Genomic DNA, 25370 nt, shown 5'->3' with positions numbered 1-25370 from the left:
TATATTTGATTTAACCGTTCAGCTCTCCGAAATAGTTTCCGTAGGGCTCGAACTTTGCCAACACTTCATCAACCTTGCGAATACGTTCCTCCAGGCTCCCCCGCAGCGTAATATAGGGGATCCGCCGCTCCTTCAAATCCGCGATAATCTGTTTATGAAACACATGCCGCTTCTGATCCCCACTGCGGTCCCAAGTATCGTCGTAAGGAATATCGTCAGCGCATAGGAAGAACAGATCATAACGTTGCGCGTTCTCAAGAGCGATCCGGGTTAACAGCTCTGGGGCCCGGCCGTGGTAATCCAGGGCGAACATATACGTCGTGATCGCATTGGTATCGACGAACAGAACCCGGTTCGCCTCAAGTATTGCCTGTTCTTCGCGCTCGATATGACCCACCGCGATTTCATCGAACGCTTCCAAACCGATTCGGCGGTCCACCTGATGTTCGGTCCAATAATCGCGTCCGTATTCGTTCGCGAACGTCGTGCAATATCGCCGTGCCAGCGCTTCGGTGATCGTCGACTTCCCCGTCGACATCGCTCCAACGAACACCACTTTCGTGATCAAATCCCGGTACACGATATCACTTACGAACTCCCTGTACTTATATGGATTGGAACGGACCATCGTCGCTGAGATCGGAACCCGCTCTCGGGCTTCATCCACCCGCCGGTCTATTGCACCCAAAGAGAGACTCATATGTTTGCCGTAGAACTCGCTCGAGTAAAAATGCGTTACTTGCTCTCCGTTCAGCAAACCGAGTATATACTGTTCTTCCCGAATCTCATGCTCCCTGTCATCCGAATACCCGTCCGGACCGTCCCAAGCCTCGATTACCCGGACTTCCGGATAGAGCCTGCGAATCCAATTTGCCCGGACATGAAGCGGGATCGGGGTGACCGTCGTTTCGTAAATGACCAAGATCAATTCATCGACTTCTTGTAGTGCCGTCTCGATCATGAACTGATGGCCTTTATGCAGCGGGGCAAACTTCCCCAGTGTTAGTCCAAGCGTTTTCATGCCGCCACCTCCTTAGCCCCTTTATTCCAAATATAGTACCCGTATACTGCGTTGACCAGATACGCGCTCCACATCACGATCATCAGCAGGCCTTCTCCGCTACCCTCCAGCATACGAATCACCCACAATAGCACCGTAAAGAGATTTAGCACGATATAGACCAGCCATTGTTCCTTGAATCTTCTAACCATTAAGAAGGTCGCCCCAACAGACAGCACCGTCGTAGTAGCATCGATGTTAGGCGAGTTCTGTCCCGGAATGAACGAAAGACCAAATCCGAGGAGCAAGCAGCCGATTACACAGACCATCCCAACGAGGAGCAGTCTTCTAAGATCCATCTGCCTCATGGTCAGCCTACCGTCTTCTTGCCGATTACTTTTCCACATGTAGAAGCCAATGACATTCATTGGAACGAAGAATAGCAGATTGAGCATAACCTCTCCAAACAAACCGTTAATATAGGCCAAATAAGCGTAACCGACTGTATTGTACATGCCGAAAACATAGCTCATCAGGTTGCCCTTCGCCGCAAGCACCACGCATAACACCCCAGTAATAAAAACCGTAAATCCGAATAAAGAGTCCTTTGTTATCACCGTAAACCCGACAGCGATTGAGGTAAACAGTACCAACCACGTAATTTCGAACAGATTCCAGCTACCCGCCACCTTTTTCATCTTGCATCCCTCCGCTTTTTCGACTCATTCATAGAGTGAAAAACATAAGTTTTACTTAGTATCATTTTGTTAATAACATATTGTTACTATCAAAAATAACAGAAAATCCTGCGAAGGGCAAGTAAATTCTTCCTATTTCTACAGACAGGTACTTATTCATTTGTAATGGTTCGTTATAGGATCAAGCATAAGCCCTTTGCTCTAGGGATAATTGAACTCCTCGCCAGTAAGGTATGCGTTTGGAAGTCCAGAAGGCTTCTCAACAGAACTAACTTTAATTGTGTGAAAATAAAAGAAAACCCCTAATAAAAAGGGGTTTCCTCCAATCTTGTTCAACTAACGTACCAATAGGTGAACTGTTTTTTTAGGTATGTATTTTATAATTCTCACTCTATAAGGTTTACTATTCCGTCTTTATACTTAAATAAATAATCACCCTCTTTTTCTAAGAGAACAGGTAAATATTGAGCTACCATTTCAGCAATTCCTAAATTACTTGGGTTCAATATCCAATCAATTTGTTTCCAATCGAGAATACCTTCTCTCGTTATTTGTATGGGCTGATTTCCTAAATTCTTATCTACTTCGAATAAGTACAGATACAATCCATCTTTTTCCTCGCCATTTTTATCCCAGGTAATGATACCTTTTGAATAGTATTTGCTTACTTTAATACCCGTTTCTTCTAATAATTCACGTTTTGCACCATCATCAGCATTTTCGCCTACTTCATTTTTACCGCCAACACCGTTCCACACGCCCATAATTGGTGGTTTTTCACGATTCAACATTAAGATACGGTCGTCACTCTTTAAAAAACACACATTATATTGAAACACGAAATCATCTCCACAATTAAATTGTGCACTACATCAGATAAACCCGTCTTCGGGTTCACCAACATCAAATCCTAATACTTTTGTCGCTTCCAATTTAAATCTCTCTATCCAAGAATTCCAGTCACCATTACTCATCTGTGCATAAAATGATAATCCACTTGGCTCTACTGAGGCCACAATAAAAATATCATCATCTTCCTGCCCGAACCAATAGGGAATTCCATTTTTATATCCTATCCAACCTGGCATACTCTCATATATATTAGTTACTTTATCCCAGACTTCATCTGATAGGTAATACCATATATTTAGATTGCAATTTTGAGAGGTTAGGTTACTCTTTTGTGTCCCTCCTTTAGCCAAGATCTATTTCAGATCCTAGCTTCACTTATCTCTATATAGCATCAGCAAGTTATAAGAGTCAGCAGCTCTGATAGAATAACTCTAAGCTCATGCTCCGTCTGCTCTGACTTCACGGCTTTTTCCAGCTTTGCTCGACTTCCGAATATCCGGTATAGAACCTGCTCCCGTTCATATATTTCTTTAGGCGACACCTCTTGAAGCAGCACTTCTGCTAGCTCGGCCCGATCGATCACGAAGTTTTTGACAGATCTTGCTTCCTCATTTCCTGCTAGCAGAATGTCTACTAGGACTGGTATAAGCTCAGCCTCTACACCGTGCGCATCAATAAAGGCCTCCGCATAACCATCTTGTATCATTTGGTGCTCCGTATCTACCATCTCCATATAACGAGAGACGAGTGAAAAATATTCCTTGCTATACAATCCTAATCCGAGTACAGCATAGGTACCAGGCATGACCGACTTTTCACCCGGATTTGTGTCCTTGTACCACGCATAGGGCTCCATAGCGATATTCGCATACGTAGCTAGCTTAGGATATAGAGCCGGATATGCGAGTGCACCAGCAAAAAACTGATGAAGACCTGATTTAGCCATTTTTTTTAGAGGAAGATAGTTCTTTTGTTTGCTTTTAAGCTTCAGGTAATATTCCTTCGGAAATCCTTGCTGGAGCAATTCGTTAATGTGATCTAATGCTTCTCCATAAGCTGTTTCCTCCTCGGTCAAAATCCGGATTTCAATGCTCTGGGTTACATCATTATTATCAACTTCAACACGGGTTCCTTTATATACTGGAGTGAATTTCCCGCTTCCCCCCTGAATATACTCCGCTGCGCGTTTTGAACCAAGCTGGACAGCAAGTTTCAAATATTGTTCCCGGATGTCCGGTTTCGTTTTTCCAATTTGCAGAGCGGCATATACAAAAAAGGAAAGTTGATCTGCATTCGGATCCATAAGCGCCATATTCTCTTTAGGTATCCAATCCATTCTAAAGCTGCCTGTACGCACAAAATGGCGAGGAAGAAAAACATTCTGAATCCAATCATCCATAGCCGAAGTATACTGGCCAGTCCATTCGTCTAAGCGTCCCCTATTACTTCTGAGCTTGTCGGACAAACGCTCTATTAATGGGCCAACCGCATTCTCTTCCTGCTTCAAAAGATTAGGATTCATCAAGTGATGAGAAAAGAAAAACTGGTCATCAACACTCGGCAATACCGGAAGATCAGACATGATTTTGGATGTTATAAACTTCTGTAATGATTGGCGGAGTTCGTTCAGCTTCTCTTCGTTTACCAGATGCACGCAAAGCGTTAAGTCTTCGTCCTCCATTTCAAAGGAAAGTACGATCTGGAATCGGTAATCAAAAAAACGAGGACCTAGTTTATCTGATAAAAAAAGCTCCTCCACTCTCTTGCATAATGCCGGGTAAAGTTCAGATCTAATTAATTCATCCGTGAGCTCGGCGATATAAGGACCTGCTTCGATTTCATAAGAGCTGTCCGTCCAATCAAGCGGTTCTTCAACATCAATATGTATTTTTCCTTCACGCCAAGCTACTTGGAGATAATCCTTTATCCCAGCCTGAAGCGGACGATTGCCTATGAATTCATTTATTCTTATAGTCTCTTTGTTATATATGGTCATCATCTCGCTCCACACATCGTTTAAAAACCTCTGTACTGCTGCGTTCATTCCCACTCCTCCTCATAGTTAATGCTAATAGAACTTAGTACTCCTCATGCAGATTGAAGACGGAGCAGCAGTTGATCAACCAGATCTGTCTCTCGCAGCTGGTTGATCCAGCGCTGAGGGATATGCTCATAGCCATATTGGATTCCCGCAAGACCGCCTGTGATACAGGCCGTTGTATCCGTGTCGTTGCCTAAGGCAACTGCTCGTTTGACGGCATTTTCGTAGGAAGTGCAGGTTTGGAGGATCATACATGCACTGAACAAGGAATCCACGACATAACCAGATCCTTCGCCATAGAATACTTTATCAGGCTGAATGTTCTCTTCAAGCTCCCGTTCATGCTCAGGCATCTGCTGGTAGATCTTTCGAAGCTTGCTAAGAGCAGTTCGGTAGCACAGATTGAAGTCTTGCTTTTGCAACAGTTCACGTGCAATTAACACATACAAGGCACAACATACCTGATTACAGATATGTCCATGAGTTACAAGGCATTGAGTATGTGCGTTTTGAACGAGCTGCTCGTCTGTTCCTTTATGCCACAAGGCAAGTGGTAGCACGCGCATCAGCGCTCCATTCCCTTTCCCATCAGGAACCGTATTGCCACTCTCGTAAGGGGACATTCCATGGTAATAAGTAGTCAGCGTACGACTGGTTTGTATCCCAATATCAAAAACTTGTTGGGCTACTGCCCATCTACCTTCGTGATACCAATCGACCAATTTGTCTGCAAAATCAGTTAGCTCCAGTGTACCTTTATCGATCAGACTCTCCAGCAGACATAGTGCCTGCGCACCATCATCCGACCAGGTGCCTGCAGGGACATCTCGGTAGGTGGGCTGAAAGCCCACAGGAGGAGTAAACTCAATATGCTTCAGAGGTGGGAGCTGCTCCGCTGATCTGAATTCATAGGGGACACCAAGAGCATCTCCAATCAATAAGCCGTAAAGCCCACCCTTAATTTTATCCCACATGTTGTATTCTCCTTATCACTAGATATAATTTGGATCAAGTAGCCTACAAATATATAAGCCTACCCTATCAATATTTAAACTGTTTTGCATCATCTAAATAAAAATTGAAAAAATAAGCTTCCAATGAACAATACGATAGTAATCTAAGCCTTTTTTAAAATCAATAATATATAACAAAAGATGAGGCTGTTTTTAAAAATCAACAACCTCATCTTTTTTATGAATCTTTCCCGAATAATTACGTGTCTCTACTTAAATAACCAATCAAGTTTTTCTGCGTATTCGCAATTTACTTTAGTCCCAGTAATTAGTTAGGGTGAAGTGCCCGGGCCATCGCATCCATATAGCCCTGAACAGCGCGCTGACTCACTTCTGTTTCTGGAGCGAAAATTTCGAAAAGGTGAAAACAACCGGGATACAGGTGGAATTCGACATCCACACCTGCTTGTGCAAGTCGTGCCACATACTCCATTGTCTCGTCTCGGAATAGATCGAGCTGACCTATACAAGTATAGGCTGGCGGCAAACCTGCCAAGTTCTCCGCTCTCGAGGGTACTGCATAAGTAGATTCTCCTCTGCCAACGCTCTCCTCGCCCAGGTACATGTTCCAAGCTGCTATGTTGTCTGTTCGGTTCCAGATTGCGCCTGCTTCTGTAATCTCATGACTGGACGGTGTGATGTTACGGTTGTCAAGCATCGGGTATAATGGCATTTGGAAAATAAGAGAGGGTCCTCCTTTATCACGCGCCATCAGCGCGAGTGCTGCTGTCAGTCCGCCACCACCGCTAGCACCGGCAATTGCAACCCGATTCACATCAATGCCAAGCAAGGCTGCCTCCTCCGTCATCCATACCAATCCAGCATAACAATCTTCGATCGCCGCCGGATAAGGATGCTCGGGAGCAAGCCTATAATCAACCGATACGACAATACATTCAGCTGTCTGAACAAAACGTTCGCATAATTCGTCGTCCATATCCGGATGTCCTAACACGTATCCGCCCCCGTGAATCCATAGCATGGCAGGTAACAAGTCATTCGTTCGCCCGGCAGGTTCATAAATTTTCACCAGCATCTCGCCTCCATCCCTCGGGATTTTGCGACTGGTTGTGTTTACATGCTCTGATCCTTTCACGGATGCAGCTGACACTAAGCTCCTGCTCCACTCTAAATTCTTCTCCAATTCAAACCCAGGAAATTGTGAATAAACCTCTCTTAATTCTGGTAGTATACGTGTTTCATTACTCATGATAATCCCTCCAAATAAAATAATGAATTCGTTCGTTTACGTTTTATTCATAGATAATCCTTATCCCATTTGAGCTTCCCACTTGGCAATTTCCTCTCGTACTCGCGGCGCAACCTCTGTACCGAGCAGTTCTATAGCCCGCATAACCAACTCATGCGGCATCGTACTTAAGGGAACATACATCATGAATCGTGTAATCCCTACATGCTTACGCAGATGGATAATTTTTTGGGCGACTGTTTCCGGATCCCCTACATACAGCGCACCATCAAAGCGTCGGGCAGCATCATAGCTGGAACGATCATAGTACGCCCACCCCCGTTCTTTACCGAGCTTATTCATACCGTACTGGGTAGACGGAAAAAAGAGTTCTGCCGCCTGTTCCGTATCTTCTGCAACAAATCCAATGGAATGTGAACCTACCTGAAGCTGCGAAACATCATGTCCGGCATGAGCTGCCGCCTTTTTATACAGTTGTACAAGCGGCGCAAAATTGGTTGGGTTTCCACCGATAATCGCCAGGACTAATGGCAGACCCAGAAGTCCTGCACGTACGGCAGACTCCTGAGTACCGCCGCTACCAATCCATACGGGTAAAGAGTGCTGAACAGGGCGCGGGTATACACCCAGATTATTTATCGCTGATCGATGTCCTCCACTCCATGTTACTTTCTCAGATTCCCGTATTTTCAGAAGCAGCTCAATGTTTTCATTAAATAAATCCTCATAGTCATGCAGGTCATAACCAAAAAGCGGAAAAGATTCAACAAAGGAACCCCGGCCCGCTATAATCTCGGCACGTCCATTGGATAAGCCGTCCAGCGTGGCAAAATCCTGAAACACACGGACAGGATCAGCTGATGAAAGGACCGTCACAGCACTCGTCAATCGAATCCGCTTTGTTAGGGGGGCCGCAGCAGATAACACCACTGCTGGTGATGAAGCTGCATAATCTTCACGATGATGTTCACCTATGCCAAACACATCTAGTCCTACCTGATCCGCAAGGACGATTTCTTCGACGACTTCACGTAATCGTTGTGCGTGACTCATCACAACTCCGGTCTCAGTATCTGGCTTTGTTTCTATGAACGAAGTAACACCTATTTCCATAGTTAATCTCTCCTTATATTTTCTCTTGCAATTTGTCCGACATCATCGGTGACAACCCAATTTCTTAAGAAGAATGCTCAAGACAACGGATTAAAGCCGTCCAATCCAACTCACCATAACCATTGGCAATTCCTTCAGACAAGTGATGGTGGATAAGCTGACCTAAAGGTAGAGGAGTTTGAACGGACTTCGCTGCCTCAATAGCCAATGCAACATCTTTTAACCCAAGCTTCATTTTAAAACCGGCCGGTTCAAAGCGCTGTTCGCTCATGATCGCTCCATAGTTCTGATATATTGGAGACTGAAAAAGAGCATTTACAACATTCATAAATTGGGACGAATCAATACCGTGCTTTTCTACCATTAGCTGCACTTCCGACAAAGCTTCCAGCATTGAAGCAATTAGAAAGTTAACGCCAATTTTTACAACGTTCCCTTCTTCGCCGTGATCCCCAATCTCTACTATCTCTTGACTCATTGCTGTTAAAAAGGGAAGTACCCGTTGTCTTGCTTGTTCCGGACCAGCTAAAATAATACGCAATTTAGCTTCTTTAGCGGCATCTGGGCGCCCCATCACCGTGGCAGACACAAAGTGTTGCTTTCGCTCCGCATGCGAGACGGATAATTTTCGAGCCAGATCTACGCTGATTGTACTGGCAGAGATGTGAATTCCATTTTCCGATAATCCATTCAGAACACCATTCGGTCCCTCGACGACCTCCTTCAAAGCAGCATCATCAGAAAGCATGGTAATTACAAGATTGCCTTCTTTCACTGCCTCTAGCGGTGTTTTGGCATATCGTGCTCCCTGTTTCATTAAGGGTTCAACTTTTTCAGGGGTCCGATTAAAGATGACTAATTCATAACCCGCTTTCAATAGATTTTGGGCCATTGGTAGTCCCATATTTCCAAGCCCAATAAACGATACTTTCATTAGACACCTCTCCTTATTTTGATGGACTTCTCAATAACGGAATGATCGTTCCGAAATAATCAAAAAAAATATAGTCTAACATATACTCTTCAATTATCACCTTCATAATATGGGAAACATGATAACGGAACGATCGTTCCAAAATAATTAAAAAAAATTAGATTCCTGCAATTACAAAGCTAATCATCTCTTTTGCACGTTCCGGGTGCTGATCTGCTTTGGCCATAATATTTATGCTTTGATGTAAATTCAGCAATAAATAAGATAACACTTTGATATCAGTCGTTTTATCAATTTCTCCCCGTTGCTGGCCCTTTTCTAAAAGGTCACAAAAAGCTTGCTCTAATTCCAAAAAACTAGTCTTTATCAACTCATTAATTTTTTCATCTGGCGACTCCAATGTTGTAGCTACATTCGTAACAAAACATCCGCCCGGCAGGCTGGTATCGTATGCTGAAGCAATGTGATACTCAAAAAATTGAAGAATTCCATCTCTAACGCTTGATGCCTGTTCAAGAATAGCCTGCTTATTGAAATTCCCCTTTTTATAATGCTCAAGGGCATCTGTATACAAGGTTTGCTTGTCGGAAAATGTATCGTAAAGGCTGGATCTGCTAATGCCCATCACTTCTAGTAAATCTGGTATGCTAGCCGCTTCGTATCCTTTTTTCCAAAACAATAGCATGGCTTGATGCAGCGCTTGATCTTTGTTAAATTCTTTTGTCCTAGCGATAAGTAACACCTCCCGTCATTGAAATATAACATATCTGAACTGATCAGTCCAGAAAAAAGTGAGCAGAACTTTCGCTCATGATTCTTTGCGATATTTGTACATTTATTTTCTATTATTAAAATCCTAGACTATGTCATTAATCCAGACTATTCTTTTGATTTATAAAATAAACGGACACTCATATTGGTGTCCGTTCTTAGATGAAATACTTATTCATTGAATTGCTCAAAAACATCTTTTATTCAAACATTAATGTTTGTTGCATATTGATCTAGTTAAATGATCATATCAGCTAGTTCAGAGTTAGGCATCTCGTTTACGGTAAAGTACAATGGCTGCTGTAATAAAGATCAGTGTCCATAACATGGAAATACCTGTCCCTTCCATTGGTGTAAGGACATTTATTTCATCGGAGGAAGGCGGCATAAACATATAATAACCTGCTGTATCTGGAAAAAAATATTTAGTATTGTGTAGAAAATCTTTCGACAATGGACTGACAATGAAGTAATAGCCAAGCAGTACCACTAAAGCAGGAGTAGTTCGTCTTAATAAAGCACCTATAGCTGCACTGAGAAGTGTGGTTAAAGTTAGATAGCCTGTTGCACCTGCTAATGATTTTATCATTTCGTCTATTTCAATCACTACTGCTGTGTCTTTCATCATGATAAAGGTATATAGCACACCTGATGCAGTAGTAATAGACGCCGCAGGAATGGTTATAATGGCCAAGGCCAAATACTTCGTGGATAATTGAAACCCTCGCCAAGGTATCGTAGTTAAAGTAGTTCGAATCTGTCCCCCTGTATACTCCGAACAAGTAGTTAATATACCAAGAATAATAAACCCTGCTTGAAGATATCCCATAGAAGAAAGTCCTGTATTCAGTATATTTTGCGTTCCTGCTGCCTCTTGTAGATCAACAGAAGTAAAAGCTGCGGCTAAACCTAAATTAAGTATGAATGTAACCATAAGAGTGAGCCCTATCAATGGTAATGTAACTAATTTATCCAGTTCAGCACCAAGGATTTGTGTTATCTTTCTACTAGATGAGACACTCATGCTGCAACGTCCCTCCTATGGAATACAATAGCTGCAACAATGAAAACAACGACTACCCAGGCAAACATGACTAAACCGCCTGTGAAGGGGGTGTGAAACCTGTCGAATAAACTGCCTGTTGACGTGTTGTCCGTAAACATAAACATTTCAGCGCCAGCCCTATCTGGTAAGTAAAACGCCAACTTTGTAACCCTATATAACAGGACACTAAATGATACAACGGATGAATTTATTATGAGCACTGCAAGCGGGATGATGCCATTCTTAGTTAGCAAAGTAATTCCAAGTGCTAAAAGAGCAGTGAATGTCCAGTAACAAATGGCACCGATAAGTCTGGACCATTCAAATGCAGGGGCATATTCACCAAGAATAAGATGCGTTACAGACACAGTTGTCATAATAGCAACAATACAAAGCAGTATGCTGATCACAGTCACAGCGCCTGCTTTTGCCAGCAAAAAATGAAGACGGGATGAAACAACTGTTAAACTCGTTGTAATCTGTTGTCCTCCACCTGATTCACTGCTCTCTGTCAAATACTCACTGCTGACAGCAAGCACACCAAGAATAATAACACCTTGCACACCAAGAGCTAACCCGATATAGCCAACTTCCGATAGCCGTGTGCTAATTCCAGCTATAATCTCCTCTTTTTGTGCTATGCTGTCCAAAGCAGCAATGGCCGCTGGAGCAAATGCTCCAATAAGTAAGGCTAGCCAAATGCCTGGCAGGGAGATCAATTTAGATAGTTCCGCGTTGAATGCCCTCATATAACATCACCTGCATTTTCAGATGTCAGGGCAAAAAAGGCTTCCTCCAGCGTGAAATAGTTACCTATTACTTCTTCCAAAGTTCCATCTGCAACGATGGTTCCATGCTTAATAATCACCACATCATCAACCGTCTCTGCAAGCTCTCCCATTAGATGACTGGATAATAACACCGTATTTCCAGACTTAGCACGTTCACGTAAAAATGTCCGAATCCAACGAATTCCTTCTGGGTCGAGCCCGTTTACGGGCTCATCTAAAATCAATATTTTTGGATCACCAAGCAGCGCAGCTGCAATTCCAAGTCTTCTCCCCATACCAAGAGAATACTTCCCAACTCTTTTTCCAGCGGCATTAGTAAGACCTACTATTTCCAAAACTTCCTCGACACGTGAGTTAGACAATCCTGCGGCACGAGCAATCCAACGCAAGTGTGCCCGTCCTGTTCGCATACGATGAGCTCCAAATCCATCAAGTGCGGCACCTACTGTTGCTAGAGGATTATGTAGTTCTGCGAATGGCTTTCCATTGATTAGCGCACTCCCTGAGGTGGCACGATCTAACCCAAGCAGGATACGAAGCGTAGAGCTTTTACCTGCCCCATTTGGACCTAAAAAACCAGTTACTCTACCAGGTCTAGCTTTAAAACTGATACCTGATAAGATTTCCCCAGTTCCGCGATGTTTGACTAAGTTATTAATTGTAAGCAACCATAACACTTCCCTTCTGTTATGGTTCTAATTATAAAGAAGCAAAGTTACATCTCGGTTATCCTGCTATTTACTTCTGGGTTAACTTTAGGTTAAGCTCTCTCTACCAATAGCTACTCTTGTGCCATTTTCATTTGATGTAAAGTCAGCTTTCAGTTTCATTTTTTTTAACATATAATTTGAAGTCGATAAACCAATCCCCGCCCCACGCTCATAGGAAGAGTTATCCATACCTGGACCTCTGTCTGCAACAATGATCTGTTCTTTTTCTACATCAACCCCAATGCTTACATATTTCCCCTCTGCTGCATGTCGAAGAATATTCTGAAATAAATTATCAAGAACCCGTGTCATCCATTTAGGATCTGCTTCCCAATAAAAAGTCGCCTCTGTCGGTAAATCAACCTCGATCTGGATTTCTTTTTCTTCAAATACAGGATACCACGCAGCAACAGATGCTCTTACTAAACGTCCAATATCTGTTGAAGTGCGCTCAAAAGGATGTTTTCCTGATGTAAGCAATGTATAGGAAAGTAAATCATCCATTAGTTCTCCGACTCTAGTAATCGTATGGTTCATCTCTGATAATGAGTTTTGTCCTTCTAGACTCATTGATTCTTTATTTAATCGGGTGACATGTCCTCTCAAAATGGTAAGCGGTGTTCGTAAGTCGTGAGATAAATTCGCGATGAGTCGATGTCGTAACAATTCCTCTTCATGTTCTCGCTTGCGACTGTCTTCAAGCTGTTGAATCATCCAATTAAAAGAACTGCCTAACTGGTCTATTTCATCCATACGATCACTTTGAACAGATATTGGTTTAGGAAATGAGTTATGATTAGCGGAAAATGACATGACTTCCTGTAAGTGGGTGAGACGTTTACGAAGTCTCAAGAAGAAAATCCAAGAGATTACCACAAATGCGACAATAATAAAACCAAACAAAAGTAGTACAACGTAAAATAGATTTAACGCATTCAGTTCTTCACCATTAATAGGAGACTCAATGAACGCAGATAAGAAAATAAGTACGATCGGAGGTGAAAAGATAAATAGAAAATGTCCTTTTAGAAAACGACGAAATAATGATTTAGTCTGTTTCATAGTTTCACCCGATAGCCTATTCCCTTCAACGTTTCAATAATCTCTGGGGAGTCTGGATGACGTTCCAGCTTTTGGCGCAGTCGATGGATATGTACCATTAATGTTTTATCACCTGTTATATAAGCTTCTTCCCAGATGGCTTCATAGATTTGTTCTTTTGGTAAAACTTGATTAGGATGGCGTAAGAAGTACATCAAAATATGATGTTGTTTCCCTGTCAATATAATTTCTTCTCCTGTGTGTTTGTCAAATACCATTTGAACTTCTGGATCTACTTCAATATATTTCCCTAATGAAATACGTTCGGAATGTGTTCCGCCCTTTCGACGGATTAATACTTCTAATCTAGCAACTAATTCATCCGTATGGAATGGTTTCGTTAAATAGTCATCAGCAAATTGTAACCCTTCTACCTTATCATCTATCGATGTTCGAGCAGTTAACAACAAAATTGGAACAACAGGAGCTGCCTTTTTTAATCGTTTTCCCACAGTAAATCCATCTAAACCGGGTAACATGATATCCAAAATAACGATTTCATGCTGATTCACTTCTTTTTCAGCTCCTTCACCAGAAAGTAGCCATTGTACTGAAAATCCTCGTTGTTCCAATTCTTCCTTTACCCAACTGCCTATCTTCTCATTATCTTCAATATATAACACGTTTCTTTTCAAGTAACTTCCCTCTCTCTAAATCGAGTTCACTATTAGACAGATTAACACAATCTAAAGAATTGTTTCCAGTTAAGACAATTATATAGTTCGTGCGGACTTTCACTGCCAAGTTATCGTCCATGCCTGGCGCACACTAGAAAACCCTCTAACATACAGTGCATGTTAGAGGGTTTCGTGCGTAGCTGCTAATTTTAGGAATACTACTTCATGATACTAATAGATTTCGAAGTATTATCGAAGAATATATTTGCACCAAAATACTCAGCAATGAAACGTAATGGGAGCATAGTACGACCGTTTACAAGTTCAGCTGCTACATCCATTCCTGGTGCAAGTTCACCGATCTTAATCGACAAAGTCTGACCTTTCAAGGTAATCATTACGGTTTTCATAACGTTATCCCAGCTTACATTTGCTCCTAAGCTCTCAGCAACGAAGCGCAGTGGCACTAACGTTCTGCCTTTAACTACCATCGAAGCAACATCCATACTCATTTCGATTCCGTTTAATTTATACCCTGTCTTCCCTAAAGTGAATTCCAATTTCACAGGTTCAGGCTTGGTTGTAACGAAGATATAGCCTAGTCCTTTTGCCTTGAAGGTAAATTTACCTGTCTCATGGTCATAGTTGCCGCCTAAACGTTCCATATTACCGTTCAATCGAAGCATGACACCGCATAACATGCTAAGATCGTTTGTCGACAACTTCTCTTTTGACAGATCGAAGATTACGGGTATAAGCCCTGTATAATCCGTTACTTCCCGGCCATCCGCGAAGATCTTCAATTCATATCCCCGCCCTATAGCTCCGTCTCTTTCATCTACAGGTTTAATAACAACCTTCATCCGCTTTCCTGTATTCAATTGCTTCAACAATTCAGCGGACAATTCAACAGATAAGGTGTCATTCGTAACGATTAGCGGTTTGTCAGCTTTAATAATCGCACCGATCGTATCGCTTTGAATCTCAAGCTCATCTTTTCCGGCTGACATCGTCAATTCAATGGAATTGCCCTTCTTCAGCTTCTCTTTGATTGTAGCATCAATACGCTCCGCTACTGATAACTCTGGCGAAGGAGTCGGCGTACTGCTGTGGCCATTTGAATTGCCGCCATTGTTATTGCCATTATTGCCACCACTGTCATTTGTAGTAATTACAATAGTTAACTCTATCGTATCCATAGCTGCATAATTGGAAGCCGTAATATTGAATTTGTAAGTTCCCGCTTCAGTAGGCACGCCTGAAATAACACCCGTAGCTCCTTCTAGATTCAGCCCAGCAGGTAAATAATTATCACTCACTGTCCAGGTAATCGGTTTGTCGCCGTAAACCGCTAATGTTACCGTATACGGTTGTCCAACTTTGCCGTTTGGCAAATTCTTAGTGATAATCTCCGGAGCTGTAACAACTGGCTTATCCTCTTTAATCTCGATGCTCAATACTCGCTCATCTATACCAAAGTCATTCGTTGCTGCAACCGTGAATTCGTAATATCCTGTCTCTTGAGGCGTACCCGAGATAACGCCTGTTGCTTCATCTAGGTTCAAATCTACTGGCAAATCTCCTTCCTGGACCTTCCAAGTAATCGGTTCGCTGCCATATACCGCTAGTGTTACCGTATACGGTTGTCCAACTTTTCCGCTTGGCAAATTCTTAGTGATAATCCCCGGAGCTGTGTCAACTGAGACATCTTCAGTGATCACTATATTGAAAGGTTTTGTGTCACTGCCTGCGTCATTATTTGCTTGAACTTTGAACGTAAATTGACCCCACTGATCCGGTGTACCAGAGATAACACCTGCATCTTCATCCAAGCTCAATCCTGATGGTAATTGTCCCTCTACAACGGCCCATTTGATAGGCTTATCGCCTTCAGTCGTAAGAACTGCCGAATAAGGTTGTCCGACCTTGCCATCCGCAAGCGAATTCGTCGTAATCGTTGGTGCCGTACCTGCGTCTTCAACCCATTTCGCATATAATCCAATATCCCTTGTAACAGGATCAGCAACGAAATTCCAGGCATCGTTTAATCCTGTATCTTGATACCAACCGCCGAAAACAGTTTTTTCTTTTGTTGGCGCTGTTGGCTCGGTAATTGTCCCGCCCATATCAGCGAACTTCATCGCAACTTCGCTGCCACCATTGGAATCAAAAGTTACCGCATAAGGGTTGTGCGCGCCGATGGAAGGCGTTCTTCCGCTAAGTGGATTGCCGAAGAAGTCTGTTCTCTTCGTCATATGAGGCAGAGCGTTCGCCCGATCCACATATGGGCTTACAATCTCGGCACCTGCACCATAGGCCAGGTTATTACCATCAGCAAGACGGAACCCGTTCATCGCACTGTAATCAAGCTTGGCATCCACTGTTCCGCTGTTGGTAATCCAATGTTCCGGCGCAGATTTATAATCATTTAATATAGAATTTAGTTCCTCTTCCGTTACATAGCGGTTGTCTGTTGCTGTTACGCCTGCACCTAGATATCCGCCTCCACCTGCGTTCATACTGCCAAAAAGATTAGCCGGATATACAATGTTGTTTGTAAACCGTCCGGTTGCAAATGGAGCTGATGTTCCCCCGCCTTTCAGACCAACCTGGTTGTTTGCCCCAGTGTAGGCAAATATATTATTTTGGAAATAAATGTGCAAGTTGGAGGCTGTCGGGTCAAATACTAACGAACTGCTATTCTTCAATGGTGTGACGATAACATTGTTATAGTATAAGCCACTTAATTCCTCGCTCGTTGAAGAACCTCCTGCAAGCAATATTAGACTGTTAAAACTCTTGTTAAAATCCGGGCTGCGGCCGTCGTTCACGCTAATATTATAACGAACGATATTGCCCTTGGCAGCGTTCATCTGTAAGTACCAACCACCATAGTTATTTCGGCTGTAATTGTATTCATACACATTGTCCTGACAATAGTTGTCAATGTCCCAAGCCATACCGTCATTACTTGCATGATAAGGGTTATCCACAGCTTCATTATAGCGGAAGATGGTGCCTTTACTTGCCATAATCCACGCTGCTGCATAGTTTTGCGAACCTAGATATGTTGGTGTTGTATTATTTGGACCCCAGTTCGTAACCAGATTGCCGCTCTTATCGCTTAAATAGCTATAACCATTGTCTGTGACCACATTTCGTTCCACAAGGGAGTTGTTCCCGCCGGACATGACAATGCCATCTCCAACCGAACTAGAAACCCAGTTGTTTCTAAACACAGCGTTGGATGCCCAAGGATAGCTTGAGTTACTCCAAGTAATGCCTGTGTTATTAGTCCCTGGATTGCTTGGCCCGTAGGCATTATTGCGAATACCTTCGTTATCACAACGAAGGGTTTTGTTGCCTTCAACCAATATATCTACATAGCCATTAATAATGATGCCGCCGGATACCTTACTTGCTCCATTTGCTTGGTGCAGCCCATTAACATCATGAACATAGTTATCTCGAATGACGATTCCTTGCATACGAGCATCAGCATAATCTTGAATATTAAACTGTCCTTGTCCCAGCTTGGAAATCCGTGACATTACAGCGATACCGGAACGGCCGTCACCTGCCGCATTGCCGATGTTCGTTACTTCAATTCCACTGACAATCCAATAGTTAACGTCATATAACTCAATGGTACCGTTTAAGGAAATGCCAGATGGGCTCGACGCTGTTCCTCCACCATTAATTACCGGGCGTTGATTAGGGTCGGTCGTATTATATTTTGTAAGCGTAATCGGATTTCCTTCCTCACCATTGCCACGCAGTCTGATTTGTTCATTCCATACGCTATTCGCATCCAGATAAATGGTTGAACCTGGCATAAATACATATTCATTAATTTTGGAGATTGATTTCCATGCTGTAGCCGGTGTGCGTCCATCTGCATGATCGTCACCGTTATTGGAGAAATAATAATCACGGACTTCAAGGGGTACAATGTTCAACTCGAATGTGATTTCGGCAGGATACAGATCAAGTCTAACGGTATATTTCCCCGGCACGATATTATTTCTTGCGAATGATTCTTTGTTAATTTTCAATACATTACCGCTAACCGTATAATCCACATCCCGCTGCAGTGTTACAGCGCCGATCTCCACTCCAGCTAGATCTGCTAAATCAGGATTTACGGTGATATTATAGTCGTCCAGACCCATAACATATGTGCTGTCTTCCAAGTGGCTATACTCTTTGGGCAAAAGCTTTAGCGTAATAGAAGATGTTCCGGTTTGGGCTGTTATTCCACTATCGATAACATATACGTCATCGATAAAGTGCCTGTTCTGTATATCCTTAACCGTTCCAGCCTTGTTGCCCCAGTTCGTAGCAAGCTGCAATGCATCGATCTTGGAAATATTGTTCTTGACTAGGGTATCAAAATTTCCGCCATCTGTTGATTGCCTTTGAATGTCTTGTCCGTCAATTTTATAGGTTGTTCCTGTTGATGTAACGAACCATTGAAATTTATGCCAGCCTTCACTTCGCTTGACATCTACAGGATAGAATCTCCCGGATGAACCGGGTCTGACTGCGTAATTGGTCAGATTTGCCGTCCAGTCACCATCTCCATTGCCATAATTTATTGCGATATGTTCATTGGACGATGGGGTTAAGCCAAAGACAGCGTGGTCATTGGAAGCCGCTCTGCCATCATCATAGTACCAAGCAGTAACGATTGTTGTCTTACCGGTTGCAGGGGCGTAATTATAGGTTCCTGGAACAGTCGCCACCTGACCGGCGCCGCTTGATGTCGCGGCCTTTCCTCCGGTACGGGACATCACATCGCTGTGAATATATCCGTTCGCACCATTTGAAAATTTCTTCTCCCCTTCAAATCCATCGTAAAATTTAGTGTCAGCCTTATTGAAGTAATCAACGCTCACATGTACAGTAACTTCTTCGTTCCCTGTCGGAATATAACCTTTCTTAACCGTCACGAATCCGGCATCATCAACTTCAATCTTATTCTTGTCTTGATCCGCCGGACTGAAGCTGATGTTATCAGCAACGAACACATCAGCTGTGTCAACCATTAACCGCGTTCTATCTCCTGCCCGTAATGTATCGTTCTGGCGAATTAGCGCAATGTTCGCTGAATATTGTGCACTCTCCCCTGATTCATCAGAGTCCAAGAATCGTGACGTTGCGTTGCCGTTTGCCTTTACTTTAAAGGTATCGTTTAAAGTCGGAGACAAAGCCGTATCATTGCTTGTCGCTGCAATCGGGCTTCCATTAACCACTCCATTACTGAAGAGTTGAACCGAATAGGCAGATGCTTTAGCGACGCGATCCCATGTAGCGTATGTGCCGTTCCATCTGGCATTTGCCGGTGTAGGCAATTTCTCGATTTTCAATATTCCGGATGCTGCAACTTCTTCACTGATATCTCCCGCATTATTTATGACAATAGCTGTAACAGTGTAGTTGCCCACTCCCAGTGCCCTTGCATAGGGCAGAACATGATGCCTTTCATGATTGTTAGGCTGGTCGGGACCCCCATTTTTCGATAAATAATAACCAACAGGTCCACCGTCTTTGAACAGTGTTACAAGGGTATCGCCGTAATTGGAAGCGCCATTATAAATACCCGTATCCGAGTCAAGCCTTGGATTAATTGGTGCATTCACCTGCGTATTGGTGGTTATCAACAACGGTACAGCATGGGATTTCACCACAACTCCCTCTGCCGAGGAGACTTCGCAATAATAAAAATTGCCTTGTTGTGAAGCTGCGTCCACATTGGAAAGTGTTAATACTGCCTTATCAGCTCCGCTGACTTTTGTCCCGCTCAAGCCAGTCTCGTCATCAGATACATACCATTGATAAGCAGTAGCAGCGGCTGATGCCGTAATGCTAAATGTTGCTGTCTCACTTTGTTTCACTTCTGCCCTTGTTGGCTGAGTGATTATTTCTAAATTTGGCAATCCGCCGGGAGGTACCAAATTCACTGTTAATGTTCTGGTACCTGTTGTTGTAGCCACATCTTTTACAACATAAAAATCGTCAATTAGATGTTTATTTTTAATATAAGCTTTGTTCCCTGACTGGCTATTCCATCCTCCAGCTATTTTAGGCTGAATGGTTGTACCGCTCTTCATAGCTTTGTAAATATCACTTTGCGCTGAATCGGATATTAATGTTCCGTCTATTTGTAACGTCGCACCATTCGGTGTAATAAGCCACTCGAATTTATGCCAGCCTGTGGAACGTAAAGCCCCGCTATCTTTCCAACGGTTGCCTGCTGTACCCGCTGATGATGGTTCATAAGCCCAAGTATATTTCGTCGGGTTATGAATAACATCAGCCTCTGAACTTTGATAGAATGTCCCGGCAAAGGTGGCATTTTTGCCATCTACAATAGCAAATTGCGTTCTATCCGTCGCAGTCTTCTCCTCATTAGGATACGGGTCAAAATACCATGCCGTCATCTTATAATTGCTGCCAGCCGGCAATGCCACGTCCTGGGCTACCTTTTCATTATTCGTATCATCCGATGGTGTAATCGCTTTCAATCCAGAGCGGGACTGTGCATCGGACAGCGTGAAGGACGAGCCTAATTTGCTCATAGATGTCATCGGACCATTGTTGTTCTCGAAGTCCTCCATGAATAACACTTCTGAGTCAGGGTAATAACCTGCCGTGGCCGTGATTGTCACCGGGACGCCCGGGGCACCTGGCGACGCAAATGTATAACCGTTAGATAAAGTAATGTTACCCTGATTATTAACAGTTAAAAGATGCGAATTGCTGGAATCATAACTTACCTCGTCAATAACCGGTCCTTTAACCAGACTGCTTAAAGGCGAACCTTTATAGGAAAGATTTACCCTGCCTGCCTGACCTGCGGCTTGTGTCAATTCTAGTACAACGGAGTCAAAAGATTCGCCCCCTCCCGCAGCTGATACTTCAGATGAAGGCGCCAAGCCGAACAGACCAGGGAATGCCAACGTTGTTGCCGTAACTATCGACAAAGCTTTTTGCATCCATTTCGATCGTATCATTCCAAAATTTCCTCCCTTTGAAATTAATAAATTTATACTTTATAAAAAAATCTGTATCTATGGAAATCTCAATAGACAAAGATTTTTATAAACTTAAAAACTAACTATTCTAGTTCACTACTAATTCACTGAATCGATTACCGTTATACACGATCTTCAACTTATTCGTATTTGTTATTAACGCTCGCAAGTCAGATTCCGCCCATTCGTATATAATGGAATCTTTCACTTCTTCCAGTTTAAGCTTGGTGATTTCCGGTTTTGTGATTAATGTGGCAATGACATCCTCGTCCATATATTTACCGATTACTGTCTCACCTACAGAAGCAGCAGCTAATGACTCCCAGAACTTAAGAGACTCGGTATCTTCTTTGGATATATCCAAACGATTTAGCACTTTCTCTTTCTTGGCCTGCCCCGTTGTCGCTAACGCAGCCGTTAATTTATCAGCAACACGAGTATATTCCGCACTTTTTGATGCATACTCAACTTGTAACTCCGCGTTGCTCATTTTCGTTTTCTTAACCTGGGTTTCTACCAAATCCGGCCAACGGGCGCCACTTAAATATTGCATGTATTGATATAAATCAAACTGAGGCAGCCCATAGTATGTCTCTCCTGAATCATCCATCTTAGCTCGCTTAACATTTTCATCATCCATGTCGGATTCTAGCTCATCAAAGCTTTTGTAAGGGGCGATCCCCCGCTCATCTGCAATAAACTGCTCCTGCTTGGTTTTTAGCAATGCAGTCATCGCAGAATTTTTGGCGTATTCAGAGGGGGTTTCATGATTTTTGCCGTATTTACGTGTCCAGAAGCCCTCATCTACTTGAGCCCCATAAGTTCTGAAGAAATAGTCTGCTGTTACAGCTCTTTGCTCTGTTACATAGAAATGAAATTCTTCCTCTGTTACTGCATATCCATCTACGGTAAATATCCAGTTTTCAGGCAGCTCCGCCTTTTTGTTAGTTAAGCCCAACATGAGTAAAGCAAGAACAATCAGAGCGGTAAACAAGATAATCACTGTTGGTTTTCGTCTTGTAATCCCCATGACAGCCCCCTTTCCAATATTCAACCTAGCTTTGCATGAAAGCCATGACAGTGAAATTCTTCCCCGTTGCAGGAGAAGTTCCCAAATTTAAATGGTTAGACATTATTGTAAGTTTAGCCACCCCCTAATGTAAGCGCTTATTTAGACTGAATTAGAACAAATTTGACTTATAAAAAAACAGTCCTAGTTCGCAACTTTGTGTGTACTAGGGGATCAATATCTTAAAAAGGAACTGTCGTTTGGTGTAAACGCTTTTATTTATGGATATTAATTTTTAAATTTTATTCACAAACACCTAGACACGGCGAAAATAGTTGTGATACATTTGAGCATAAGTAATGCTGCTGGGTTAGCAATTTCTACCTATAGGTGAAAAGTGACGTTGAGGATGCGATGATTTCCTATTGAAGCGCATATCTTCAAATCTCTTCAGCATATAAGTCAAATGTCACTTTCGCCCTAAAGTTAAAGCGCTTAAACTTTATAGGCTTAAATAACATCTATTGTTAAGCGTGTTACTTTGGAGATCAGACTATAGGGAAGGAGGATTCATTGACGTTAATTAAAAACCGTCACTTAAGGAGAAATTTTTGTGCACTCATTGAAATCGACCTCGGGCACAATGAAAGTGTTAATAGTAACGTTGAGGATGCGATGATTCCCTAATGAAGCACGTATCTCCAAATCTTTTTCAGCATATAAGTAAATGTCACTTCCGCCCTAAAGTTAAAGCGCTTTAACATTATAAGCGTGTGTAGCACTTATTGTTAAGCGTTTTACTTTGGAGATCATTCTATAGGGAAGGAGAATTCATTGACGTTAATTAAACTAACCATCACTTAAGGAGGAATTTTTATGTACTCATTGAAATCGACCTCAGGCACAATGAAAGTGATGTTACTTGTTATGCTTTCGGCGGTTATGCTTCTATCGACATTAGCCGCACCTGCACCGCTTCAACCAAAAGCTCATGGAGCGGGTGAATTGAAACCGTTTCCTCAACAAGTCAGCTATCCGGGTATCATTAAACCAAACCACGTCAGTCAATCCTCGTTGAATAGTTCTGTAGCTTCCTACTATGACTACTGGAAGGCTACTTATCTTAAAAACAACCTGTCCTCGCTGCCTGGAGGATACTATGTAAAAGGTGACATTACTGGCGAAGCGGACGGCTTCGATCCGCTAGGCACATCGGAAGGCCAAGGATACGGTATGGTCATTACCGTGCTTATGGCCGGTTACGATACGAATTCCAGAACAATCTATGACGGTTTGTTCAAAACGGCTAGAGCGTTCAAGAGCTCTAACAACCCGAACCTGATGGGATGGGTAGTAGCAGATAGTACTGGGGCTCAAGGGCACTTCGGTTCGGCAACAGACGGGGACCTCGATATCGCTTACTCCCTTATTCTAGCTGATCGCCAATGGGGCTCGACCGGAACGATCAATTATTTGGCTGAAGCCAAAAAGATGATTGGCGCTATTAAGCTTAGCAATGTGACAACTAACAACAGGCTGAACCTTGGTGACTGGGATACGAAGAGCGCCTTGAATACCCGTCCCTCCGACTGGATGCTCAGCCATCTACGGGCTTTCAATGAAGTAACTGGAGATTCAACTTGGCTAAGTGTCATCAACAATCTGTATAACGTATACAGCCAATTTACAGCAGCTTATTCGTCTAGCACAGGTCTGATATCGGACTTCGTGGTAGGCAACCCGCCTAAGCCGGCTCCCCCAAACTATTTGGAAGAGTTCCCTGAAACAAATGAATACAACTACAATGCAAGCCGTGTACCACTTCGGATCGTAATGGATTACGCCTTGTACGGAGATACCCGCGGTAAGGATATCGCTAATAAAATGGTGGTATGGATCAAAGGAAAAACAGGCAACAATCCGAACAATGTGAAGGACGGTTACCAACTGAACGGTTCGAATCGCGGTACTTATGCAACAGCGGTATTCGTAGCGCCTTTCATCTCCGCAGCGACGACTACCAGCACGCATCAAGCTTGGGTCAATGCCGGTTGGGACTGGATGAAGAACAAAAAGGAAAGTTACTTCAGCGACTCCTTTAACATGCTGAACCTACTGTTCATCTCGGGGAACTGGTGGAAGCCTACCTACAGTGCAGCGGATGCACAAGCTCCCTCGGATCCAACGAATCTGACCGCAACAGCAGCTTCAAGCAGCCAAATTAATCTGAGTTGGACTGCTTCCACAGATAATGTCGGTGTAACAGGCTATCGGGTTTTCCGTGGCGGCGTGGAAGTAGGCGCACCTACAGACACATCCTTCAGCGATACCGGACTTACCGCATCGACAGCTTACAGCTATACGGTGAAAGCTGTCGATGCCGCAGGCAACCTGTCTGCTAACAGCAATACCGCAACAGCAACTACAAGTGCAACTTCTCCTGACAACACCAACCTTGCGCTAGGTAAGACAGCGGTAGCCAGCTCTATCGAAGGTGCAGGATTTGAAGCTTCCAAGGCAACAGACGGCAACTCCACTACCCGTTGGGCGAGCATGGAAGGAAGCAACAATGAATGGATTTACGTCGATCTGGGTGCAACCCAAAGTGTGAACCGCGTCAAGTTGAATTGGGAAGATGCTTACGCTAAAGGCTACAAAGTTCAGGTGTCTAACGACGCAACAACATGGACGGATACTTACGTAACAACGACCGGTAATGGTTCTATTGACGATATTACATTTACCGCAAATAGCGGACGTTACGTCAGAGTGCTGTGTACTGCTAGAGGGACCGTATACGGATATTCAATATTCGATTTCGAGGTTTACGGCTCTTAATTGAACAAAGCCTGGCGGATATGAATCCGTCAGGCTTTGTTACTTTTGCTTAGGGCAGCGACGGTTCTATAAACCGTATTATCACTGGATGTGCAGCTATATGGACTTCATTTCGATTATAGGAGAATAAGAACCATTTCCATTGCGACATTTGCTCGTATCTCTTTATTAAAGATTAAATATCCCGAAATCTGGATGCCTCCCTCCACTCTCATATCCTGATCTTGTTCATTTATTCGATTTATCGTTCGCAACAAGGTTGATTTCCAGCAACCGGAGGGGCCGATCAAAGCCGTAATTGATTTTTCAAGGATGCACATAGTTATATTTTTTAATCTGGCACATCTCACGTTCAAAATAATACGGTTGGCTGATATCGCCCTGCTGATCTAGCATGAGCAGTATCGTGTAAATATCACCCAGTTGTGAGCTTTGAAAGATTAGATTAAATACGATCGGATGCTCCGGCATATGTTCCAAAAATGTACTGTCTTCTTACATCATCGTTTTACAAGTGTTTTGCATAATTCAATACTAAATTCCTAGAAATAAAAAGCCGAATGGATCGTTCTCATCCACTCAGCTCATAG

The 25370-nt window shown here is 43.1% G+C and carries 19 protein-coding genes and 1 pseudogene; 2 read left to right on the top strand and 18 right to left on the bottom strand.

Going from position 1 to position 25370, the window contains the following annotated elements; translation table 11 throughout:
- Positions 1-10: 10 nt before the first annotated feature.
- From NYE72_RS16115 to NYE72_RS16035, 17 genes are all read right to left on the bottom strand, one after another.
- Positions 11-1021 carry an AAA family ATPase gene (locus NYE72_RS16115; RefSeq protein ID WP_036677020.1) on the bottom strand — a complete coding sequence of 337 codons (1011 nt, stop codon included), beginning with the start codon at positions 1019-1021 and terminating at the stop codon, positions 11-13.
- Positions 1018-1698: a nicotinamide riboside transporter PnuC gene (gene pnuC, locus NYE72_RS16110; protein ID WP_339210002.1), complete on the bottom strand. Its 681-nt coding sequence runs from the start codon at positions 1696-1698 to the stop codon at positions 1018-1020. The genes NYE72_RS16115 and pnuC overlap by 4 nt, the downstream gene beginning before the upstream one ends.
- 386 nt (positions 1699-2084) lie before the next feature.
- Entirely contained in the window at positions 2085-2537 is a 453-nt protein-coding gene (locus NYE72_RS16105; protein ID WP_339210000.1) for an 8-oxo-dGTP diphosphatase, read from the bottom strand.
- Between the two features lie 33 nt (positions 2538-2570).
- Positions 2571-2900, bottom strand: a complete 330-nt coding sequence (locus NYE72_RS16100) for a hypothetical protein (RefSeq protein WP_339209998.1) — start codon at positions 2898-2900, stop codon at positions 2571-2573.
- 41 nt (positions 2901-2941) lie between these two features.
- Entirely contained in the window at positions 2942-4594 is a 1653-nt protein-coding gene (locus NYE72_RS16095) for a DUF6138 family protein (RefSeq protein WP_339209997.1), read from the bottom strand.
- Between the two features lie 44 nt (positions 4595-4638).
- Positions 4639-5565: an ADP-ribosylglycohydrolase family protein gene (locus NYE72_RS16090; protein ID WP_339209995.1), complete on the bottom strand. Its 927-nt coding sequence runs from the start codon at positions 5563-5565 to the stop codon at positions 4639-4641.
- Between the two features lie 307 nt (positions 5566-5872).
- Positions 5873-6814, bottom strand: a complete 942-nt coding sequence (locus tag NYE72_RS16085) for an alpha/beta hydrolase (protein WP_036677034.1) — start codon at positions 6812-6814, stop codon at positions 5873-5875.
- 60 nt (positions 6815-6874) lie between these two features.
- Positions 6875-7927: an LLM class flavin-dependent oxidoreductase gene (locus NYE72_RS16080; RefSeq protein ID WP_076106687.1), complete on the bottom strand. Its 1053-nt coding sequence runs from the start codon at positions 7925-7927 to the stop codon at positions 6875-6877.
- A gap of 64 nt (positions 7928-7991) precedes the next feature.
- Complete coding sequence (locus NYE72_RS16075; RefSeq protein WP_076179410.1) at positions 7992-8861, bottom strand: NAD(P)-dependent oxidoreductase; 870 nt, start codon at positions 8859-8861, stop codon at positions 7992-7994.
- 157 nt (positions 8862-9018) lie between these two features.
- On the bottom strand, positions 9019-9603 hold the full coding sequence (locus NYE72_RS16070; protein WP_232061372.1) for a TetR/AcrR family transcriptional regulator: 585 nt from the start codon (positions 9601-9603) through the stop codon (positions 9019-9021).
- A 294-nt stretch (positions 9604-9897) separates the two neighbouring features.
- Positions 9898-10656 (bottom strand): ABC transporter permease, encoded by a 759-nt coding sequence (locus NYE72_RS16065; protein WP_076223724.1) that lies wholly within the window; start codon positions 10654-10656, stop codon positions 9898-9900.
- On the bottom strand, positions 10653-11426 hold the full coding sequence (locus NYE72_RS16060; RefSeq protein ID WP_326047211.1) for an ABC transporter permease: 774 nt from the start codon (positions 11424-11426) through the stop codon (positions 10653-10655). Before NYE72_RS16060 ends, NYE72_RS16065 begins: the two co-directional genes overlap by 4 nt.
- On the bottom strand, positions 11423-12136 hold the full coding sequence (locus NYE72_RS16055; RefSeq protein WP_339209990.1) for an ATP-binding cassette domain-containing protein: 714 nt from the start codon (positions 12134-12136) through the stop codon (positions 11423-11425). The genes NYE72_RS16060 and NYE72_RS16055 overlap by 4 nt, the downstream gene beginning before the upstream one ends.
- 87 nt (positions 12137-12223) lie before the next feature.
- Positions 12224-13240 (bottom strand): HAMP domain-containing sensor histidine kinase, encoded by a 1017-nt coding sequence (locus tag NYE72_RS16050; RefSeq protein WP_339209988.1) that lies wholly within the window; start codon positions 13238-13240, stop codon positions 12224-12226.
- Positions 13237-13914: a response regulator transcription factor gene (locus tag NYE72_RS16045; RefSeq protein ID WP_036677049.1), complete on the bottom strand. Its 678-nt coding sequence runs from the start codon at positions 13912-13914 to the stop codon at positions 13237-13239. The genes NYE72_RS16050 and NYE72_RS16045 overlap by 4 nt, the downstream gene beginning before the upstream one ends.
- 200 nt (positions 13915-14114) lie before the next feature.
- Positions 14115-20912: a stalk domain-containing protein gene (locus tag NYE72_RS16040; RefSeq protein WP_339209986.1), complete on the bottom strand. Its 6798-nt coding sequence runs from the start codon at positions 20910-20912 to the stop codon at positions 14115-14117.
- A 109-nt stretch (positions 20913-21021) separates the two neighbouring features.
- The gene (locus NYE72_RS16035) at positions 21022-21963 is read right to left on the bottom strand and encodes a hypothetical protein (protein ID WP_076099121.1); all 942 of its coding nucleotides are present in this window, start codon (positions 21961-21963) and stop codon (positions 21022-21024) included.
- Positions 21964-22938: 975 nt separating this feature from the next.
- Here NYE72_RS16035 and NYE72_RS16030 point away from each other — a divergent pair.
- Both NYE72_RS16030 and NYE72_RS16025 read left to right on the top strand, forming a co-directional pair.
- Positions 22939-24087, top strand: a pseudogene (locus tag NYE72_RS16030) (glycosyl hydrolase family 8); the annotation flags it as partial.
- Entirely contained in the window at positions 24064-24780 is a 717-nt protein-coding gene (locus NYE72_RS16025) for a discoidin domain-containing protein (RefSeq protein ID WP_249267696.1), read from the top strand. The pseudogene NYE72_RS16030 and the gene NYE72_RS16025, both read left to right, overlap by 24 nt.
- A 306-nt stretch (positions 24781-25086) precedes the next feature.
- Here the strand turns inward: NYE72_RS16025 and NYE72_RS16020 are convergent, their stop codons facing one another.
- Positions 25087-25260, bottom strand: a complete 174-nt coding sequence (locus NYE72_RS16020; protein WP_179087750.1) for a hypothetical protein — start codon at positions 25258-25260, stop codon at positions 25087-25089.
- Positions 25261-25370 lie beyond the last annotated feature (110 nt).

It is taken from the genome of Paenibacillus sp. FSL L8-0333 (genome assembly GCF_037965665.1).
Classification (GTDB): Bacteria; Bacillota; Bacilli; order Paenibacillales; family Paenibacillaceae; genus Paenibacillus_AQ; species Paenibacillus_AQ odorifer.
This window is presented reverse-complemented; position numbering and strand designations above follow the sequence as displayed.

What these genes read in the sequence shown, in the direction of transcription:
- NYE72_RS16040 (WP_339209986.1), bottom strand. Translation starts at nt 20,912, where the DNA reads ATGATACGATCGAAATGGATGCAAAAAGCTTTGTCGATAGTTACGGCA.
- NYE72_RS16035 (WP_076099121.1), bottom strand. Translation starts at nt 21,963, where the DNA reads ATGGGGATTACAAGACGAAAACCAACAGTGATTATCTTGTTTACCGCT.
- NYE72_RS16080 (WP_076106687.1), bottom strand. Translation starts at nt 7,927, where the DNA reads ATGGAAATAGGTGTTACTTCGTTCATAGAAACAAAGCCAGATACTGAG.
- NYE72_RS16115 (WP_036677020.1), bottom strand. Translation starts at nt 1,021, where the DNA reads ATGAAAACGCTTGGACTAACACTGGGGAAGTTTGCCCCGCTGCATAAA.
- NYE72_RS16050 (WP_339209988.1), bottom strand. Translation starts at nt 13,240, where the DNA reads ATGAAACAGACTAAATCATTATTTCGTCGTTTTCTAAAAGGACATTTT.
- NYE72_RS16075 (WP_076179410.1), bottom strand. Translation starts at nt 8,861, where the DNA reads ATGAAAGTATCGTTTATTGGGCTTGGAAATATGGGACTACCAATGGCC.
- NYE72_RS16085 (WP_036677034.1), bottom strand. Translation starts at nt 6,814, where the DNA reads ATGAGTAATGAAACACGTATACTACCAGAATTAAGAGAGGTTTATTCA.
- NYE72_RS16095 (WP_339209997.1), bottom strand. Translation starts at nt 4,594, where the DNA reads ATGAACGCAGCAGTACAGAGGTTTTTAAACGATGTGTGGAGCGAGATG.
- NYE72_RS16090 (WP_339209995.1), bottom strand. Translation starts at nt 5,565, where the DNA reads ATGTGGGATAAAATTAAGGGTGGGCTTTACGGCTTATTGATTGGAGAT.
- pnuC (WP_339210002.1), bottom strand. Translation starts at nt 1,698, where the DNA reads ATGAAAAAGGTGGCGGGTAGCTGGAATCTGTTCGAAATTACGTGGTTG.
- NYE72_RS16060 (WP_326047211.1), bottom strand. Translation starts at nt 11,426, where the DNA reads ATGAGGGCATTCAACGCGGAACTATCTAAATTGATCTCCCTGCCAGGC.
- NYE72_RS16065 (WP_076223724.1), bottom strand. Translation starts at nt 10,656, where the DNA reads ATGAGTGTCTCATCTAGTAGAAAGATAACACAAATCCTTGGTGCTGAA.